Raw genomic sequence first — 18,051 nt, 5'->3', positions numbered from 1 at the left:
TGATAAATTAATAACTATTCATTGGATGATTGGCAAAGGATTGTGGTTAGTGTTTGATTTTAAACGTCATATAAAAGTTTTTATACTGGTTTCGCTGAGCGCAGTGTTGCAAACTTCTTGTATGGTAGGGCCCAATTTTCATACACCTAGACCACCAAAAGTCAAAAAATATACTGAAAAACCGCTACCGAAAAAAACCGTAAATACTTCAGGGGCTGGTGGACAAGCACAAACGTTTATTACGAATAAAGATATCCCTTTATTGTGGTGGGAGCTTTATCATTCACCCGAAATCAATGAATTAATTCATACGGGCTTAACCAATAGTCCGAATTTAGCGGCTGCTTCAGCTGCTTTGCGTCAAGCACAAGAAAATCTAAAAGCCCAAATTGGTAACTCAATGTGGCCGGCAATTGATGCATCTCAGATGGTTCAAAGACAACGTTATTCAGGGCTACAAATAGGAATTCCAAGTGACAGCGTCACGTTTAATCTTGTTTATACTTCATTTAATTTATCCTACACCTTGGATGTTTTTGGTGGCGCAAGGCGTCAAATTGAGGGTTTAAAAGCACAGGTGGATTATCAGCAATTTCAAGTAATTGCTGCTTATTTGACGTTGACATCTAATATTGTTACAACAGCAGTAGCAGTTGCATCTTATCAAGCTCAAATTGATGTAACAGTGGACTTAATCAAGGCTGAACAAGGGATTCTTAATATTTTAAATCAACAGTATCGTTTGGGAGGCGTTTCCAAAGAAAATGTATTAACACAACAAACTCTACTCGAACAAACAAAAGCAACTTTGCCACCACTTCAAAAAAACTTAGCACAAGCCAGACACGCTTTAGCTACGCTTGTAGGAGTTTTTCCAGATGCTCCTTTACCCGTTATTCGATTAGATCGTTTAAAATTACCCACTGAGTTACCGGTGAGCTTGCCTTCAAATCTTGTTCGTCAACGTCCGGATGTGCGCGCTTCTGAAGCATTACTACACCAAGCATGTGCACAAATTGGCGTAGCAACGGCTAATTTATTCCCGCAATTTACGATTACTGCGAATGAGGGGTGGTTGAATACCACGTTTACAAACCTTTTTACCAAAAGAAATGAAGTTTGGGCGCTGACTGGTCAGGTGGTGCAGCCCTTATTCCATGGCGGTGCTTTATTGGCGCAACGACGTGCAGCAATGGCTGCTTATCAACAGACGGCTGCTCAATACAGACAAACCTTATTGCAAGCTTTTCAAAATGTGGCGGATGTTTTAAGAGGATTAGAAGTCGACGCCCGTACTCTGCAAGCACAAATAAAAGCTGAAGACGCGGCTCGAGCTGCTTTGAATCTTACCCTGCAACAATATCGTTTAGGCGGTGTAAGTTATATCAATTTATTAAATGCACAACAGCAGTACCAACAGACGCGAATTAGTCGTATTCAAGCGCAAGCTGTGCGTTATAGTGATACGGCCGCATTATTCCAGGCCTTAGGTGGGGGCTGGTGGCATAAACCTTGGTGTGTCAAAGAGTGTCTATGATGAAAGAAATTTTTTTGAAAAAACAGATGATCATAATGTTAATTACGGTGGGGATTCTTTTTGGCCTGATTTTTGGCTGGAAAGCTTTTGTTAATTACATGAGGAACCAATTTTTTCTCCAAATGAAGTCACCTCCTGTGACGGTATCGACCATGAAAGTCGAACCTTCCTCATGGCAACCCGCCTTAAAAGCAGTAGGGAGCATACGGGCACGTTTAGGTGTGAACGTCACTACAGAACTTGCGGGTATGGTCCAAACAATCTATTTCACTCCTGGTACAACGATTAAGGAAGGCACTGTTTTAGTGCAATTAAATGCGGGTACAGAACTTGGATTATTGCACTCATTACAGGCGCAAGTTGAATTGGCAAAAATTACCTATAAACGTGATAAAGCCCAATATATGGTCCATGCAGTAAGTAAACAGACAGTAGATGCTGATGAATGGAATCTGAAAAATTTACAGGCCCAAGTTGCACAACAAGCCGCAACCGTGGAAAAAAAGACGATACGAGCTCCTTTTTCTGGACAATTAGGGATAAATAATATTAATCCAGGACAGTATCTTAATGTAGGGGATGCAGTGACTACATTGCAGTCTTTAGATCCAATTTATGTGGATTTTTATTTACCCCAACAAGTTTTGGCAAAGTTAGAACTTGGACAAACAGTAAAAGTGGTAACTGACACGTTCCCCGATAAAATTTTTCAAGGAAAAATTACTACAATAGAACCTATTGTAGATAACGCTACGCGAAATGTTCGAGTGGAAGCGACGCTCCCTAATCCTGATTTTAAATTAAAACCAGGTATGTTTACTCGCGTAGAGGTTCTAACAGGAGGGAAACAAAACTATCTAACATTACCGCAATCGGCGATTAGCTTTAATCCTTATGGTGATATTGTATTTCTTGTTAAAGATAGTGGAAAAAAAGACAAAAATAATCAACCAATTCTGGTGGTAAAACAGATTTTCGTGGCCGTGGGAGATACTCGAGGCGATCAGATTGCTGTTTTAAAAGGGTTGAGTCCAGGAGATGTTGTTGTGACCAGCGGCCAATTAAAGCTTAAAAATGGTAGCCAGATCATCATAAACAATAAAATACAACCGAGTAATGAGGCATCTCCAAAAGTGCCTGAGAAATAACAGAAGAGTAATGAAAGTTATCTAGCCTGTGTTCATCCAGGTTTACGATGAACAAAGAGGATAAAGAATAATCTAAGGATTGTAAGAATGCGGTTTACGGATATTTTTATTAAAAGACCTGTACTTGCTACAGTGATTAGTTTGATGCTTTTAGCAATGGGCTTACGCTCTATTAGTTCGTTGCCTATCATGCAGTATCCATTTACCCAAAATGCAATAGTGACTGTTACTACAGTCTATACTGGAGCTGATCCCGATGTTATTGCCGGTTTTATTACTACTCCCTTAGAGAATTCCATAGCACAAGCTAATGGTATTGATTATATGACATCCGTTAGCTCTCCAAGTACCAGCACAATAACAGTAAATCTGTTACTAAATTATGATCCCTTAAAAGCTTTGTCCGATATCACTACCAAAGTGAATGCAGTACTGAATCAGTTACCTAAAAATTCACAGCAACCAGTGATTACTGTGTCGGTGGGACAAACAATTGATTCAATGTACATAGGATTTTACAGCGATGAATTGCCAATCAATAAAATTACCGATTATTTGATTCGTGTCGTGCAACCTAAATTACAGGCAGTTAATGGTGTACAAAAAGCAGAGATCCTTGGGAATCAAACGTTTGCTTTGCGTGCCTGGCTGGATCCGGTAAAGCTGGCTGGATATGGAATTTCAGCAGCAGAAGTTGGAGCAGCTCTTGCAAATAATGATTTTATTTCGGCAGTAGGTCGTACCGATGGACAAATGTTCGTTCAAAATCTTACTGCAAGTACCGATCTAACGGATGTTAATCAATTCAAGAAGATGATCATTAAAGCCCAAAACGGCGCAATTATCCGTTTGGAAGATGTGGCTACAGTGAATTTAGGAGCTCAAAATTATAATACTTCAGTCAGTTTTGATGGGCGAACAGCAGTTTATATTGGGATTGTGGTGGCACCTTCTGCTAACCTTTTAACAGTAATTGATGATATTAAAAAAATATTTCCAACAATTCAGGAGCAATTACCTCAAGGATTACAAGGAAAAATTGTATATGATGCCAGTTTATTTGTTAATTCTTCTATTCATGAAGTTATTGTTTCTTTATTAGAAGCATTTTTTATTGTAACTGCTGTTATTTTTATCTTTCTTGGTTCGATTCGATCCGTTGTGATTCCAATGGTTACTATTCCCTTATCTCTCGTTGGTGCCTTTTGGATTATGCTTATTCTGGGTTTTTCAATTAACTTACTCACTTTATTGGCTTTAGTGCTTGCAATAGGTTTGGTAGTTGATGATGCGATTATTGTTGTAGAAAACGTACAACGGCATATCGAGGAGGGCAAAACTCGATATAAAGCCGCTTTATTGGGTGCCCGGGAATTAGCAAATCCAATTATTGCAATTACAGTGGTTTTAATTGCAGTTTATTTACCAGTGGGATTTATGGGGGGTTTGACTGGAGCTTTATTCACTGAGTTTGCTTTCTCACTTGCAGGTGCAGTCACTGTTTCTGCTGTAATTGCATTAACTTTATCTCCAATGATGTGTTCTAAATTTCTTAAGGTAGGAGATGGGGAGACTAAAGGACGTTTTATGACCTATGTTGATAATGCGTTTGCAAAACTAGAGAAATCTTATGAGCGAATATTATCCACAACATTAAATCATCTGCCGGTCGTTATTGTCTTTGCGGCGATCATTTTGTTTAGTAATTACTTCCTCTTTATTTCATCAGATTCCGAGCTAGCACCGCAAGAAGATTTAGGTATTATTATTGCCCAGGTTACTGCTCCAGCAAACGCATCTTTAGCTCAAACCAAACTATATGCAAATGCAGTGAATGAGATTTTTAAAAAATATCCGGAAACGGATCACATCTTTCAAGTTGATGGAGCTCAAGGGTTGAATACCTCTATTATTGGTATGGTTTTAAAACCATGGGACCAACGTCAGAGGACCTCGAATGAATTACAGCCGTTAGTTCAAGCGGAACTTGATAAAATAGCTGGCGCTAAAGTAGCTGCATTCCAGTTACCTTCGTTGCCCGGGGGCGGAAGTGGTCTGCCTATTCAATTTGTTATTAATACAACTGAAACTTTTGATAAATTAAACGATGTGTTAGACCGGATCTTGGAGAAAGCGTATGCCTCGGGTATTTTTGCTTATATTGATCCGGATCTCAAAATCGATCAAATTCAGACAAAGATTAATTTAGATCGCGAGAAAATATCCCAGTTTGGTTTGACCATGCAAGATATTGGTAATGTGTTTGGGTCGGCGCTCAGTGAGGGATATATTAATTATTTTAATTATGCAGGTCGTTCTTATCAAGTTATTCCACAAGTAATGAGAGACACTCGATTAAATCCGGAGCAAATATTAAATTATTATATTAAAACCGCTTCAGGAGACTCAATTCCTCTTTCCACCGTTGCTAGCTTGCAACGTCAAATTGTTCCTGAGTCGTTAAATCATTTTCAACAGCTCAACTCTGCAACAATTTCGGCCGTTGCATTTCCTGGAGTATCCATGGGTAAGGCGTTGGAAACTTTTGCAAATATTGCCAAGGAGGTCTTGCCGCAGGGGTATTATATAGATTATGCGTCACAATCCCGACAATTTATTCAAGAAGGATCTAATCTAGTTGTCACTTTTTTCTTCGCGCTCATTATTATCTTTTTATCATTAGCAGCCTTGTTTGAAAGTTTTCGTGATCCACTTATTGTTTTAATTAGTGTGCCTATGTCGATTTGCGGCGCGATGATTTTTGTTAGTTTAGGTATTGGCGAGGCGAACCTTAATATCTATAGCGAAGTAGGTTTGGTTACTTTAATTGGCCTTATCAGCAAGCATGGGATTTTGATTGTACAATTTGCCAATGACTTGCAAGCCAATGGACAAAAGAAGCTGGATGCGATTAAAGCGGCTGCTGCAATTCGACTGCGTCCTATTTTAATGACTACAGCGGCTATGGTTTTAGGAGTTATCCCTTTAATTTTTGCTACTGGCGCTGGTGCTGCGAGTCGCTATAACATCGGTTTAGTGATTGCAATGGGTATTTCAATTGGTACTTTATTTACTCTTTTTGTGGTTCCTTCAATGTATCTTTGGTTAGCAGCAGATCATACAAAAAAAGCTGAAGCGGAACACTTGAATGAGGAAGAGTCTTTAGGGTGATAATTTTTAGTTAGAAAAGAATAAGTCGCGAATAAGATTAGGGAAGGTTAACTGGCATAGCCGGTGCAGCATATCTTTTAGCTTCGACCTCTTTGACTGTCTGAGTAGAGGAAAATAAGCCGAAACGTTTGGTTAGTTCAGCCATATCAGGTGGGTTTTTTACCGCTTCATTGATCTGATCAAGAAGTTTCTGCGAAGTAGGGGTATATATATTTAATGCTTCAAGTAGTGAGAAAAAGCACATTTTTAAGTATTCAAAACTAAAGGTATTTACTCGCTTATGTGCTAGGACAACTGTTTTAAAATCAGGATATTTAACTACTTGGTCTCTTATTTGTCGCAAACGGTCTTTAACTTCCAATGTTGTATTAGTCGCAATTTCATCTAATTTATTAATACGCTTGGACTTATTATTTAAAGTTTCATTACTTTCAAATAAGGATTCTTCGTTTCTTATTGCAATTCTCGAGTTCTTGAAATAAATTTTAAATTGAGCCAAGGCTATAAGCACTTCATCAAGTTGATAATAGTCCACATAGTATTTTGTCTCAAATTTGCTGATTTCAGTTCGCAATAATTTTTTAATGCTCTGATCAATATCTTCAACTGTTTCTGACTTGGCAATTATTTCAGTTTTTAGTTTAAGTAAATAAGCCTTCAGTTCGGTTCTATATTCTTTATCAGTATATTGTAAGCCCACATGGTCATTGCACATTGCTTCCATATGTTTATCAAATGACTCTGTGGTGTATTGTTTAATAAAAGTCAGTTTCTCGTCTTTCTGGATTGGTTCCAAACTCTGAAGATAGCCTAATTTCTCTTTTAAAGTGTCTAATCGCATTTGATGTGTTGCTTTTAGACCCAGATAGTAATGATGGCTTGCTGCAATTAATGCCTCGATTTCTGTATGATGTGGGTCATAGGCTTTAAGTCCATAATTACATAGTTCATCAAGTTTATGGTCTTCAGGATATTGGCTTGGCGCAATTTCAACTTTTTTATCTAGCTTTAGTTTTGTCAGTTTGGGAAGAGCTTTTTTATAAGCAGCATGTAACTCAATTTTCGCTTTCTTCAAATCCTCTGCTGATCGGGTTGGTGTAGTTAGGTCAAACGTTTCAACTGGGGTGATAACGATACGATACCAATAATATAGATTTTCAATATCTTGATATTCTTCATCTATTTTTTTAAGAAATCTGGTTACATTTTTGACCTTTTTTCTTGTTATCTCCGTCCTTCGTTTCAGTGGTTCTTCATCACAAACTAGAGCGATCCGTTTTTGGGATTTTAAATCCAGTGGGTGTAATAGGCCCTTGAAGAATTCATCAATAATTCGTCTTAATGGGCCTGATAATGTTCCTGGAGTGAGTCCTAATTTATCTTCCCAGCGATCTGCTTCAAGAAGCATGGGAGTAAATACAGTAGATTGAATCTTCTCAAGATTATCCATTATTCCATCGTGAGAAGTAACCGTAAATTCATTGAGTTTGGTTGTAAGTTCCTGGTACAGGTAAATCATACGAGGGGTTTGCAAGAACAATTTAAAATATGAGTTCGAGTTATTAATCAGGCCTTCTATAAATGAGGTTGCTTTTCTGGCTCGCAGATGTAGTTCATTAAGTTCATCAGTGGTTAGAAAATTGGTATTTTTTAAAGCTCGAATATGTTTAGGGCTAATATAAAAGGCATTTAGAACATACCAGAGGGAGTTGAATTGTACTGTTGTCTCCCCGTATGGAACTTGTTCGGGACTCACCTGATATGCATCAGAGTGTTCTTGAAACGTGGCATAAAGATCTTGTGCCTTCTTAAGTAAATCACGAGCTATAAATCCTAAATGTGGATCAGCCGCTAAGCGCTTAGACGACTTAATAATTTCATTGAGATGTCCATACGCTTGTAATAAATAATAAACATAGCGGCTTTTAGCACTTTGATTATTTAAATTTTCTAATTCAAGAACAATCCCTTCTAAATGAAATAAACTATTAAATATGTCTTTTAAAGCACAAACTTGTACGCTTTGAGCCAATCTCTGGTTATTATCCTCCATTTCCGGGAATGGTAGCGATGAGGGTGGAAATACAGCTTGAATGGCTTGGTTCAACATCCCGGTGGGTGAAATATCGATTACGTTCGATGATTTATTTGAATCATGGGGTGTTAATGCAGCTTGCATTGCCTTGTTAAATATTTGAGTTACCCCAAACAAGGATTGTCTAAATTCATGAATGCACTTGGAATAATTGGTATGTTGGATGACATAGTGTTCTCTTCCCGTTTTGGGATTGGCTTTGAGTTCCGTTGAATTATTTTCCAGAGTGAATTTTTTCTGTGCTAAGTTATAAAACCGTTGAGTCTTTTGATTCCATTTATTAGTGATGCCAGCAAAAAACTCTTGGAAGTGCATATCGAAATCCAAGAACATTCTCACTGAAGGTGCTTTCTTCATAGCGATTTTTTTATTCGATAAGATGGCAATCAAATACTTATCAAACTTTAGAGCATCCTTTTTCATTTCAGGAGGTGCGGCACAAATAAAGAATGGTTGGAAAATGTTATATAAATTACGACATTGATCGATTACTTTGGGATCAAGACGATTTAGAAGGAGCATATTTCCTTGGATCTGTGGCTTCGTACGGATTTCTCTTCTGAGCAAGGTGATAAATTGAATATATGCATTTTGAACCACCAGGAACTTGGTATGTTTATTTCGATACCATTGGTAGACCTCAAGCGCCTGGTCCGCACTTAGTTGCTCGGGGTTTTGCAGCAAATTATCGCCATCTACATTTTTAAAATGCAGTTTCTTGTCTTCCTCGCGTTTGCACCTCAGAGCTGTTGATTCCCTTTCATCAAGAAATCTAACTTTTGCAAAATCATAATACGATGTATTTTTATCTCGCCATTTAGCAAAAACCTCTTGAACGTGCTTATCTAATTCTAGAAATAAAGATGGGGGAGGAGTTTCTAAAATTTCAACTGGCTTATTTGCAAGTAAAGCAGCCAAATACTTCTCAAAACTTTTAGCGGATTCTCGAAGATGTGGTGGGATGGCAAACTTGAAGAACGGCTGGAAGATTGGATATAAGTCACGACATTCCTCTTTAGCACGCTCATCCATACTCGTTAATAATAAGCTATTACCGTAGAGCTGCGGTTTTTCCTCGATCTGCTTCTTTATGATCTGAGCAAAACGGGAGTATGCCGCTAGGATTTTTTGAAACTCATCTTTATTGAACCATTCGAAATTAATATGATCGAAGAAGGTTTGAATATTTTGATCCAGTTTTAGAAAGAGTTCTGTAGATGGAATATCTTTCACTGGCTTGTTTGCAAATACAGCCGATAAATAGCGTTCAAGATTTTTTGCCGATTTTTTAAGTTCAGAAGCGATGATTGAACTTAAATAAGGTTGAAATACCTTCTTTTTTTCTGCGTCATTAAATTCAGGTAAGATGATTGATGTTAAGTAAGGTTGGAATGTCAGAAATAACTGCTGGCATTCTGCTTTTACTCTATCATCCAATAAGTTTAAATCCAGATCTTTTTCATAGCATTCAGGTTTTGCTTTTATTTGTTTTTTTATTATCTGTGCAAAACGCAAATAAGCATCTTGGACTTGTTGATACTCTGCTTTTGAGAGCCTGGATTTTTTATCTTTTTCTTGTTCGACTTGTAAGGGCATTGATTCATCAAGAGAATATACATTTCTCTTTTCCCTAAATGGGAATAAAGCTAAATTTGCTTTTTTATGTACCGAATCAACTAAATCCTTATTTAAATTAATATGAAAGAGCTGGCTGTTTTCATCTTTGGTAATTAAATCTGTTAACGCGTCTCTTTTTGCCAAAACAAAGCTTAAATGGTCTGCGGGAAGTTTTCTTCTTATAAAACGTAAAGGTTTTCCTATAAGATAAGAGGACCATTCCTCTCTTTCCGGTCCAGTCAATTTCGAGATGATGAGTTCATTTAAATCAATATCCAGTTGATTCATATAAGGCTTAAGAAGCTTATAGTGTTTTATAAGCTCTTGCTTTACCTCTGGAGGGAGTTGATATAAACGAAGATCTCTATAATCAGGGCTATTTAATATTTCAAAAAAACTCTTGCACGCGTCCTGCGCTTTTTGGATTTTATATAATGCTTTATTGGCCTTATCGATCCTTTTATAGACCATTTCTAATCTTAATTCGATAAATCGGTGATCTTCTATCTCGAGTAATTCTTCTCCTTTAGCTTTAAAGTCAATTGCTTTTTTAGGTAGATAAAGAAGTTGCTCATACAAAACTTTGACTTTTTCCATTAAAGGAACAGACAAAGTTCCAGGCTTAAGCATGGCATTGTCTTCAATTTTATCAACCAAACTAAATAGACCTGGTAATACGTTGTATTTAAGTTGGGCTAATTTATCACGGAGCAAGTCTTGAGATGATTCACTGAGCTCGCCTATTTGTTCTAATGAGCTCATGGATAAAGTGATTACATTGCGGATTATATGAATGTAATTTAAAAACTTAAGTGAAACAAAAATACTGTTTCCCTTTAAATTTTCGATCTCATTTAATAAGTTAAGCGCTGCATTTTGTAATTCGTCCAGTTTTTCTTTATTAAGTTTTTCTTCTGATTCTTTAATTTCAGAGGAAAATTGTTTTATGTAGTTGGTTAATGTATCAATATAACTTGGCAAAACGGCACTGAATTGAGCAAGGAAGTTATAATCTACATCACCATCAACTGGACGCATTTGATCTACGGCAATTCCTGCTACGGTCCCCGCTTTGTAAGCTAAAGGTAAGGGGGTTAGTGCTTGTACAAATGATTTATTCTCTTTAGCATATTTCTCTGCAAAAACTTGTATTTGATTGAATAAGGGCAGAATAAGAGAGAGTTCCTCTTGAAACATATCTCTTAGGTCAACATCTAAATGAGTGAGTAAGTAACTTGCTTCATAAGCTAAATCTATTGTTTTACCGTAGAGTAATGTCAGATCCGAAAAACTTCGTTTTACGTTTCTGACATCGATGTTTTCCAAATCTAAAAAAGTCAGACGAGCGTAGTAAAGGGCATTGATTAGTTTCTTAATTTGGGAAATATTATCAGGATCGAGAGAGTAATTAGTAAAAGGAACCCACTTCGTATGACCTTTCCTCGAGGTCGCTGACAGTACCCGCGCTCTAAAGGTGTCCAGTGTATAGGGAAGAGTATGATTTCTTTTCGATGTAATATTAAGAATTTCAGGCATAAAAGGCTCTAGATCTTTAGGTGTAAAATTTGAGCCTAAATTAATTTTTAATTCTTCTTTCTTAATTACAGCGATTACCAATTTGCCAGAAGGGTCTATAACCGTATATTCAAGACCTGTTGCGACCATGCGGGCATAAAAAATGCCTGCTTGAGGTTTAACTACCCCAGTCATAGATGCGATGGTATATTTAAAAGGTGAAGGTGCAGCCAGTTCTTCCAAAACAACATCCTTGATGGTTTTGTTGTCTGGAGTGAGTACTGAATAGGCTATTTTACCTTCGTGTTCTCTTATATATAACTTTCCGGGTTGTAATTCTGTTTCATCGGACATGAAACAAAGTTCGTAGCGGGGGAAATAAGGAATTATTCGAGGACTAACGTTCTTGCTATAGAGAATTTCAAAAATTTTAGTGTCAATTTGCTCCAGTATCTTAGATATCTGGTTTTGCTTGAATGACTCTAATAATTTTACATATTCTTCAAATATCATTACAGATAGCCTAATGAATTCATAAATCGTTTACTGTCAATATAAGTCGGAACTAATAATACCACAGTTTGGCAATATTTTCGTCTGTTCTGGGAGATAAATCAATGATTACTTTAGTCCTTCCTAATTAAAAAAGTAGATTGATTAAGAACGTATTTTTAACGACAACTCTAAAACAAACTCTGCAACTGATTCTTTAAGGTCAGGATAATCGGTATAGGCTTTAATCTGGATGGGCTGCGTTATGCGTTCTCCAGTTTGCTTCGATTCTTCTAACATTGCTTCGACTTTTGCTCCGTCACGACAAACAAAATAAACATCAGATTCTGGGCGATGCAAAAATTGTGCTTGAAATGATTTAAAAACAAGGGAAACCTTAAGCTGTTTCTGCGCCGCATGATAAAAACCATGTAAGCCTCCAGCTAAGTCAGCCCCGACGCACAGCGCACCAAAATACATGGAATTTAAATGATTACGACTACGTTGATTCAAAGGCAGGCAAATAATAATTTCATTGTCGGTAAGTTGAAGTAACCGGGGTTTTAAATAGCCGATCATGCGAACTTTAAAATGGCTAAATTTCCAGAGAAACAATTTAAAACGAGTTAAGACATTCATGAATTTTCCTTTTTAATCATATCCATACTCTGTATGAGTAAACGCCCACCTCCATCGGCTTGTGGATTGGCTTCGATAACTATAAGCGAAAATGCAATTGTAAGATTTAATTCAGGAATTGAAACAACTTCATTAACGCGCCAATAATAGACTCCAAGAGCTTTACCTTGTTCAACGACGTAAGGCTCGGTAATAAAGGTAGGATGGAGTGTAAGTTGGTTTACTCGGATGACATCGAGGTAATTGCCTAAGAAATTGGTTAGAGCGTCCCAGGCATTTTCAGTATAATTTTTACGTAATTCTGAATCATCACTTGCTTTATAGGTGTAATCTACGGACAAAGTATTCAATAGAATTTGTTTTACCCACCGGCTGATTTGCTCATCATTTTGAGCATAAAGAGTCAATGGTGATATGAAAAGTACGAGCCATAAGAGGATCCTTGGCAAAAGAGCTTTCATCTTTAAAATCCTTTTAATGTTTTAAAATGAAGAACTTAAATCTTTTATTGTAGTATAATCTGTAAATTAAAAATGTGTACTGAAAAATTGCGTTTTCTTATGCTGCACGCGTCTTTTTTTTGACGTATAATTGTATACTTTGTAACCGCAAAATATAAAACGCAAACCTAGTATTTAAACCAAATTATCGAGTTTTATGCATACTATCACCATACGTGGTGCAAGAACCCACAATCTAAAAAATCTAGACTTGGATTTACCGCGTGATAAATTAATTGTAATTACGGGTTTATCTGGTTCTGGCAAATCCTCTTTAGCCTTTGATACATTATATGCAGAGGGTCAACGTCGCTATGTTGAGTCTTTATCTGCTTATGCACGTCAATTTTTGGCAATGATGGAGAAACCTGATGTTGATTCGATAGAGGGCTTATCACCGGCTATTTCTATTGAGCAAAAAGCAACATCTCATAATCCTCGTTCTACAGTAGGAACTATTACCGAAATATATGATTATTTGCGATTACTCTATGCTCGGGTGGGGGAGCCACGTTGTCCTACACATCATGTTAGCTTGCATGCGCAAACCATCAGTCAAATGGTAGATCATGTTTTGGCTTTACCTACCGACAGTAAAGTAATGATTTTGGCTCCGGTAGTGCGTGAGCGCAAAGGAGAGCAGGTCCAGCTTTTACAACAGTTGCAAGCCCAAGGCTATGTACGCGCTCGTATTGATGGGGAGTTGTGTGAATTGGATTCCCCGCCTAAGCTGGGTTTGCGCACGAAACATACGATTGAAGTCGTAGTAGATCGTTTTAAGGTGAGACCCGACATTGCTCAGCGTTTAAGTGAGTCCTTTGAAAATGCGTTAAATTTAGCCGAAGGCCTCGCCATAGTGGCTTCAATGGATAATCAATTTGATGATCTTGTTTTTTCTTCCAAATTTGCATGTCCCGAATGCGGATACAGTCTCAGTGAGTTAGAGCCCAGACTTTTTTCATTTAATAATCCAGTTGGTGCTTGTCCTGCGTGCGATGGATTGGGTGTTGATCAGTTTTTTGATCCAGATCGGGTTGTGCACGATCAAACCGCCAGCTTGGCTGAAGGTGCTATTCGAGGTTGGGATAAAAAAACTACTTATTATTTTTCGATGCTTGAGTCGCTTGCTGGGCATTATGATTTTGATGTCCATACCGCATTTTGTGATTTGTCAGAAGAGATTCGTCAGATTGTTTTGTACGGTAGTGGACGTGAGGTGATAGACTTTCATTATCATCGCCCTAATGGTGGATATACGGTAAAGCGACATTCTTTTGAAGGAATTATTCCTAATATGCAACGGCGTTATCGTGAATCTGATTCAGGAATGATTCGTGAGGAGCTCGCGAAGTATTTGTCCTCTCGCCCGTGCCAAATTTGTCATGGTGCACGATTACGAGAAGAAGCACGGCATGTATTTATTGATGATAAAAATTTGCCCGAAATTACCGCCTATTCGATCGAAAAAGCGTATCTGTTTTTTAAAAATCTGCGGATGACGGGATATAAAGGTGAAATTGCGGCCAAAATTAATAAAGAAATTGTTGAGCGATTAGGATTCCTGGTCAATGTTGGTTTGGATTACCTTTCATTAGCCCGCAGTGCTGAAACTTTATCTGGGGGAGAGGCGCAGCGTATTCGTTTAGCCAGCCAGATTGGTTCCGGGTTGGTTGGGGTTATGTATATTTTGGATGAGCCTTCCATTGGATTGCACCAAAGAGATAATGATCGGTTATTACAAACATTGATGCACTTACGAAATCTGGGTAACACAGTTATTGTGGTGGAACATGATGAGGATGCAATTCGCAGTGCTGATTTTGTCCTGGATATAGGTCCTGGGGCTGGGGTACATGGTGGTGAAATTGTAGCAAGCGGGACACCGCAAGAAATCATGCAATCACCCGCGTCGTTAACGGGGCAGTATTTATCTGGAAAGCAATCCATTGCAATTCCCACTACCCGCTTACCCGTTAACTCCGAAAAAATGATTCATCTAAAAGGAGTGGTTTGCAATAATTTAGTGGATGTCGATGTCAGTATTCCCTTGGGTTTACTTACTTGTATCACCGGAGTTTCAGGCTCGGGGAAATCGAGTTTGATAAACGATACTTTATATCCGAGTGCGGCTAACCTATTAAATAGGGCAAGTTTATTTACTCCAGGCTCAGCCAAAGAAATTGTGGGTTTGAATCTATGCGATAAAGTAATTGATATTGATCAGAGTCCGATTGGCAGGACACCTCGCTCTAATCCAGCCACATATACAGGCATTTTTACTCATATCCGCGAATTATTTGCAGCAACTCCGGAGTCTCGAGCAAGAGGTTATCAACCAGGACGATTTAGTTTTAACGTGCGTGGTGGGCGTTGTGAAGCGTGTCAGGGGGATGGTTTGATTAAAGTTGAAATGCACTTTTTACCTGATATTTATGTTTCATGCGATGTATGCAAAGGAAAACGTTATAATCGAGAAACCCTGGATATTCAGTATAAAGGCAAAAATATTCATGAAGTTTTAGAAATGACTGTTGAAGACGCAAGCCAGTTTTTTGCAGCGATTCCTGTTTTGGCAAGAAAATGTCAGACTTTGATGGATGTTGGTTTGTCTTACATTAAATTGGGGCAAAGTGCGACGACTCTTTCTGGAGGAGAAGCTCAGCGCATTAAATTATCTCGAGAATTGTCAAAACGAGATACAGGAAGCACTCTCTATATTCTTGATGAACCCACTACAGGATTGCATTTTCACGACACCAAACAGTTATTAGCTGTATTATTTCGTTTACGGGAGCAAGGGAATACGGTGGTGATTATTGAACATAATCTGGACGTCATTAAGACTGCAGATTGGATTATTGATCTGGGACCTGAAGGAGGAAGCAAAGGTGGCCGTATTGTGGCAACCGGAACACCGGAGCAAGTCGCAGTTTGTGAGCGTTCTTATACAGGACAATTTTTGAAGCCTATTTTGAAGGTGCGATAATTTTTTTCTAGTTGAAATTATGGGTTCAACATATTGGGTTTATTTAAATAATGATATAGATAAAAACTCGCTGGCAAAAGGAATGCCCAAGTAATTCCTACGAAAAAATAAAAGGGATAACTTTTTTCGATCACTACTATGTTACAAGCTTCACCAATTTTATACGCAAAAGGCATCATAAAAAGGATGAGTAGGAACCAAATGAGATAATAACGAGTCAATTTTTCATTAAGAATAATAAGATTCAATCCGAAACTTAACCAAATACAAATCATCCATGGAGCAGTAAAATAAGAGCTGAAGGGATTTGCTTTAAAATAAATATAATTTTGATGCAGCCAAATAGTATCAGTGAGTGAGCCAATAACCCCAATAAGAAGTGCAAAATAAAGAGCATTTAAATAAGGCAATCGATTCATTGATTGCCAGGCAATTTGCACGGCAATGATGACGAGGCCAATTGTTGTTCCAAGCAATACATCATTTTGTGCTGCAAAATAGAAACAGGCTATCCAACACAGATAATATGCTAAAAAGTGAACACACCATCCAATTTGACTTTTATTCATTAACTTTTACCCGTATGTTCTGGTTTAGAAAAAAATCCTCAGTCATTCCACTATTTTTTTTGTAATTTTCGATCTATAACTAAATTGTAGAAAATTTTACATAGGATGAAAAATGAGTACTTTTTTTATTGCCCTTATTATTATTGTAGTACTTTTATTCTTATGGGCTATTAGTGTTTATAACACTTTAATTCGCTTAATTGAGGCGATTAATAACGACAAAAAGCAAATAGATATCCAGTTGGACCGTCGATTTAAAGTTTTTGAATCGCTCATTGAGGCGGTTAAGAAATATATGGATTACGAGAAAACTACTTTAAAAGATGTAGTTGCCTTACGTAATCAAGCGCAAGCTGCTAAAGCTGCGGGAGATGAAGAAGGTCGTATGGCTGCGGAGAACCAAATTTCTCAAATTGCTTCAGGGCTGAATGTAGTATTTGAAAATTATCCCGATTTGAAAGCAAGTCAAAATGTCATGCAATTGCAGGAAGAAATTGTTAACACTGAAAATAAGTTGGCATATTCCAAGCAGGCTTATAACGATGGTATAGAACGTTATAATGCTAAAAAGAAATCGTTCTTTGAATCGATGGTGGTGTCTTTTTTTGCCTCTGCATTAGATAAGGATTTTGTTTACTGGGGGCTTCCTGAAGAACAGATTCAAGCTAAAGAAGACTATACCGTAAAATTTTGAGTTTAGAACATGGGACTTGAAGACTATCATGGTGGCGTAGGGAATTGGCGCGAACAAATACGGTTGAATCAGCGTAAGACCTATGGAGTAATCGCTTTTTTTGTTGCAATTTTTTTTGTTGTGGGTTTAATTGCTGATTTATTCGTTTTGCAATCGACCTATCCTCAGTTGACTTTGCAGCAATGTTTTACTGCGTTGGTTCATCTACGCGTGGTTCCCTATGCCACTCTTGTTATGGTGGGTATTGCTACAGTGTCGTTATTAATAACGTATGCATTTTATGATCGCATTATGTTATTAGGTACGGACTATCATGAAATCACCCCGCAAACAGCTCAAAATTTGCGGGAACAACAATTGTATAATGTCGTTGAAGAAATGAAAGTTGCCGCCGGTTTACAGTACATGCCTAGAGTTTTTATTATCGAAGCAGATTATATGAATGCGTTTGCGAGTGGTTATAGTGAAAAATCAGCAATGGTTGCAATTACTCGGGGTTTAATGGAAAAACTGGACAGGGCAGAACTGCAAGCAGTAATGGCTCATGAACTAAGTCACATTCGTCACTATGATATTAAATTAACGTTAACCGTGGCGATTTTAAGTAATATCCTTTTGATCGCAGTGGATATTCTATTTTATTCCGCAGTCTTTAAGCGTGATGGTAAACGAGAAGACAACCGTTTGTTAATGGTGATTATAATTCTTCGTTATGTGTTACCTTTACTGACCATTTTATTAACCTTATTTTTGAGTCGAACCCGTGAATATATGGCGGATGCTGGTTGTGTGGAATTAATGCGCGATAATGAACCTTTAGCTCGGGCATTGCTTAAAATTAATGAGGATCATCAACAACACGCCGAACAGTACTCAGCGGAATACGGTAATACTCCTCATGAACAGGTGAGGCAGGCATCCTATCTGTTCGATCCATCCGATATTGATCCTGTGAAATCGTTAAGTAGCGCGTTTGCAACCCATCCTTCAGTTGAACAACGTTTACAGGCTTTGGGATTTACGCGTAAATAAACGAATGGCATCAACTTAAAGAAAACCCAGACTCTGCTTCGCTCCGTCCAAACTTA

At 37.8% G+C, this 18,051-nt stretch carries 10 protein-coding genes; 6 read left to right on the top strand and 4 right to left on the bottom strand.

Features of this window, described 5'->3' with window-relative positions:
- Window positions 1-49 precede the first annotated feature (49 nt).
- From ACWTEW_RS17890 to ACWTEW_RS17880, 3 genes are all read left to right on the top strand, one after another.
- Window positions 50-1,537, top strand: a complete 1,488-nt coding sequence (locus tag ACWTEW_RS17890; RefSeq protein ID WP_454783017.1) for an efflux transporter outer membrane subunit — start codon at window positions 50-52, stop codon at window positions 1,535-1,537.
- Window positions 1,537-2,685, top strand: a complete 1,149-nt coding sequence (locus ACWTEW_RS17885; RefSeq protein WP_454783074.1) for an efflux RND transporter periplasmic adaptor subunit — start codon at window positions 1,537-1,539, stop codon at window positions 2,683-2,685. Before ACWTEW_RS17890 ends, ACWTEW_RS17885 begins: the two co-directional genes overlap by 1 nt.
- Before the next feature lie 87 nt (window positions 2,686-2,772).
- A complete protein-coding gene (locus tag ACWTEW_RS17880; RefSeq protein ID WP_454783016.1) occupies window positions 2,773-5,856 on the top strand; it encodes an efflux RND transporter permease subunit in 3,084 nt (1,027 codons plus the stop codon).
- A 37-nt stretch (window positions 5,857-5,893) separates the two neighbouring features.
- Here the strand turns inward: ACWTEW_RS17880 and ACWTEW_RS17875 are convergent, their stop codons facing one another.
- From ACWTEW_RS17875 to ACWTEW_RS17865, 3 genes are all read right to left on the bottom strand, one after another.
- A complete protein-coding gene (locus tag ACWTEW_RS17875; RefSeq protein ID WP_454783015.1) occupies window positions 5,894-11,596 on the bottom strand; it encodes an SdhA in 5,703 nt (1,900 codons plus the stop codon).
- A 144-nt stretch (window positions 11,597-11,740) separates the two neighbouring features.
- Entirely contained in the window at window positions 11,741-12,214 is a 474-nt protein-coding gene (locus ACWTEW_RS17870) for a hypothetical protein (RefSeq protein WP_454783014.1), read from the bottom strand.
- Entirely contained in the window at window positions 12,211-12,675 is a 465-nt protein-coding gene (locus ACWTEW_RS17865) for a hypothetical protein (RefSeq protein ID WP_454783013.1), read from the bottom strand. Before ACWTEW_RS17865 ends, ACWTEW_RS17870 begins: the two co-directional genes overlap by 4 nt.
- Before the next feature lie 196 nt (window positions 12,676-12,871).
- Between ACWTEW_RS17865 and uvrA the strand changes: the two genes are divergently transcribed.
- Entirely contained in the window at window positions 12,872-15,700 is a 2,829-nt protein-coding gene (gene uvrA / locus ACWTEW_RS17860) for an excinuclease ABC subunit UvrA (protein ID WP_454783012.1), read from the top strand.
- 17 nt (window positions 15,701-15,717) lie between these two features.
- Here the strand turns inward: uvrA and ACWTEW_RS17855 are convergent, their stop codons facing one another.
- Window positions 15,718-16,269, bottom strand: a complete 552-nt coding sequence (locus tag ACWTEW_RS17855) for a DUF2878 family protein (RefSeq protein WP_454783011.1) — start codon at window positions 16,267-16,269, stop codon at window positions 15,718-15,720.
- Window positions 16,270-16,381: 112 nt separating this feature from the next.
- Between ACWTEW_RS17855 and ACWTEW_RS17850 the strand changes: the two genes are divergently transcribed.
- Window positions 16,382-16,963 (top strand): LemA family protein, encoded by a 582-nt coding sequence (locus ACWTEW_RS17850; protein WP_454783010.1) that lies wholly within the window; start codon window positions 16,382-16,384, stop codon window positions 16,961-16,963.
- Between the two features lie 9 nt (window positions 16,964-16,972).
- Window positions 16,973-17,995, top strand: coding sequence for a zinc metalloprotease HtpX (gene htpX / locus ACWTEW_RS17845; protein WP_454783009.1), 1,023 nt, complete (start codon window positions 16,973-16,975; stop codon window positions 17,993-17,995).
- The last annotated feature ends 56 nt before the right edge of the window (window positions 17,996-18,051 follow it).

The sequence above is a fragment of the Legionella stuttgartensis genome (assembly GCF_977063405.2).
This window is presented reverse-complemented; position numbering and strand designations above follow the sequence as displayed.

Coding starts and splice junctions, on each gene's coding strand:
- ACWTEW_RS17885 (WP_454783074.1), top strand. CDS start 1,537: ATGAAAGAAATTTTTTTGAAAAAACAGATGATCATAATGTTAATTACG.
- ACWTEW_RS17880 (WP_454783016.1), top strand. CDS start 2,773: ATGCGGTTTACGGATATTTTTATTAAAAGACCTGTACTTGCTACAGTG.
- ACWTEW_RS17875 (WP_454783015.1), bottom strand. CDS start 11,596: ATGATATTTGAAGAATATGTAAAATTATTAGAGTCATTCAAGCAAAAC.
- ACWTEW_RS17870 (WP_454783014.1), bottom strand. CDS start 12,214: ATGAATGTCTTAACTCGTTTTAAATTGTTTCTCTGGAAATTTAGCCAT.
- ACWTEW_RS17865 (WP_454783013.1), bottom strand. CDS start 12,675: ATGAAAGCTCTTTTGCCAAGGATCCTCTTATGGCTCGTACTTTTCATA.
- uvrA (WP_454783012.1), top strand. CDS start 12,872: ATGCATACTATCACCATACGTGGTGCAAGAACCCACAATCTAAAAAAT.
- ACWTEW_RS17855 (WP_454783011.1), bottom strand. CDS start 16,269: ATGAATAAAAGTCAAATTGGATGGTGTGTTCACTTTTTAGCATATTAT.
- ACWTEW_RS17850 (WP_454783010.1), top strand. CDS start 16,382: ATGAGTACTTTTTTTATTGCCCTTATTATTATTGTAGTACTTTTATTC.
- htpX (WP_454783009.1), top strand. CDS start 16,973: ATGGGACTTGAAGACTATCATGGTGGCGTAGGGAATTGGCGCGAACAA.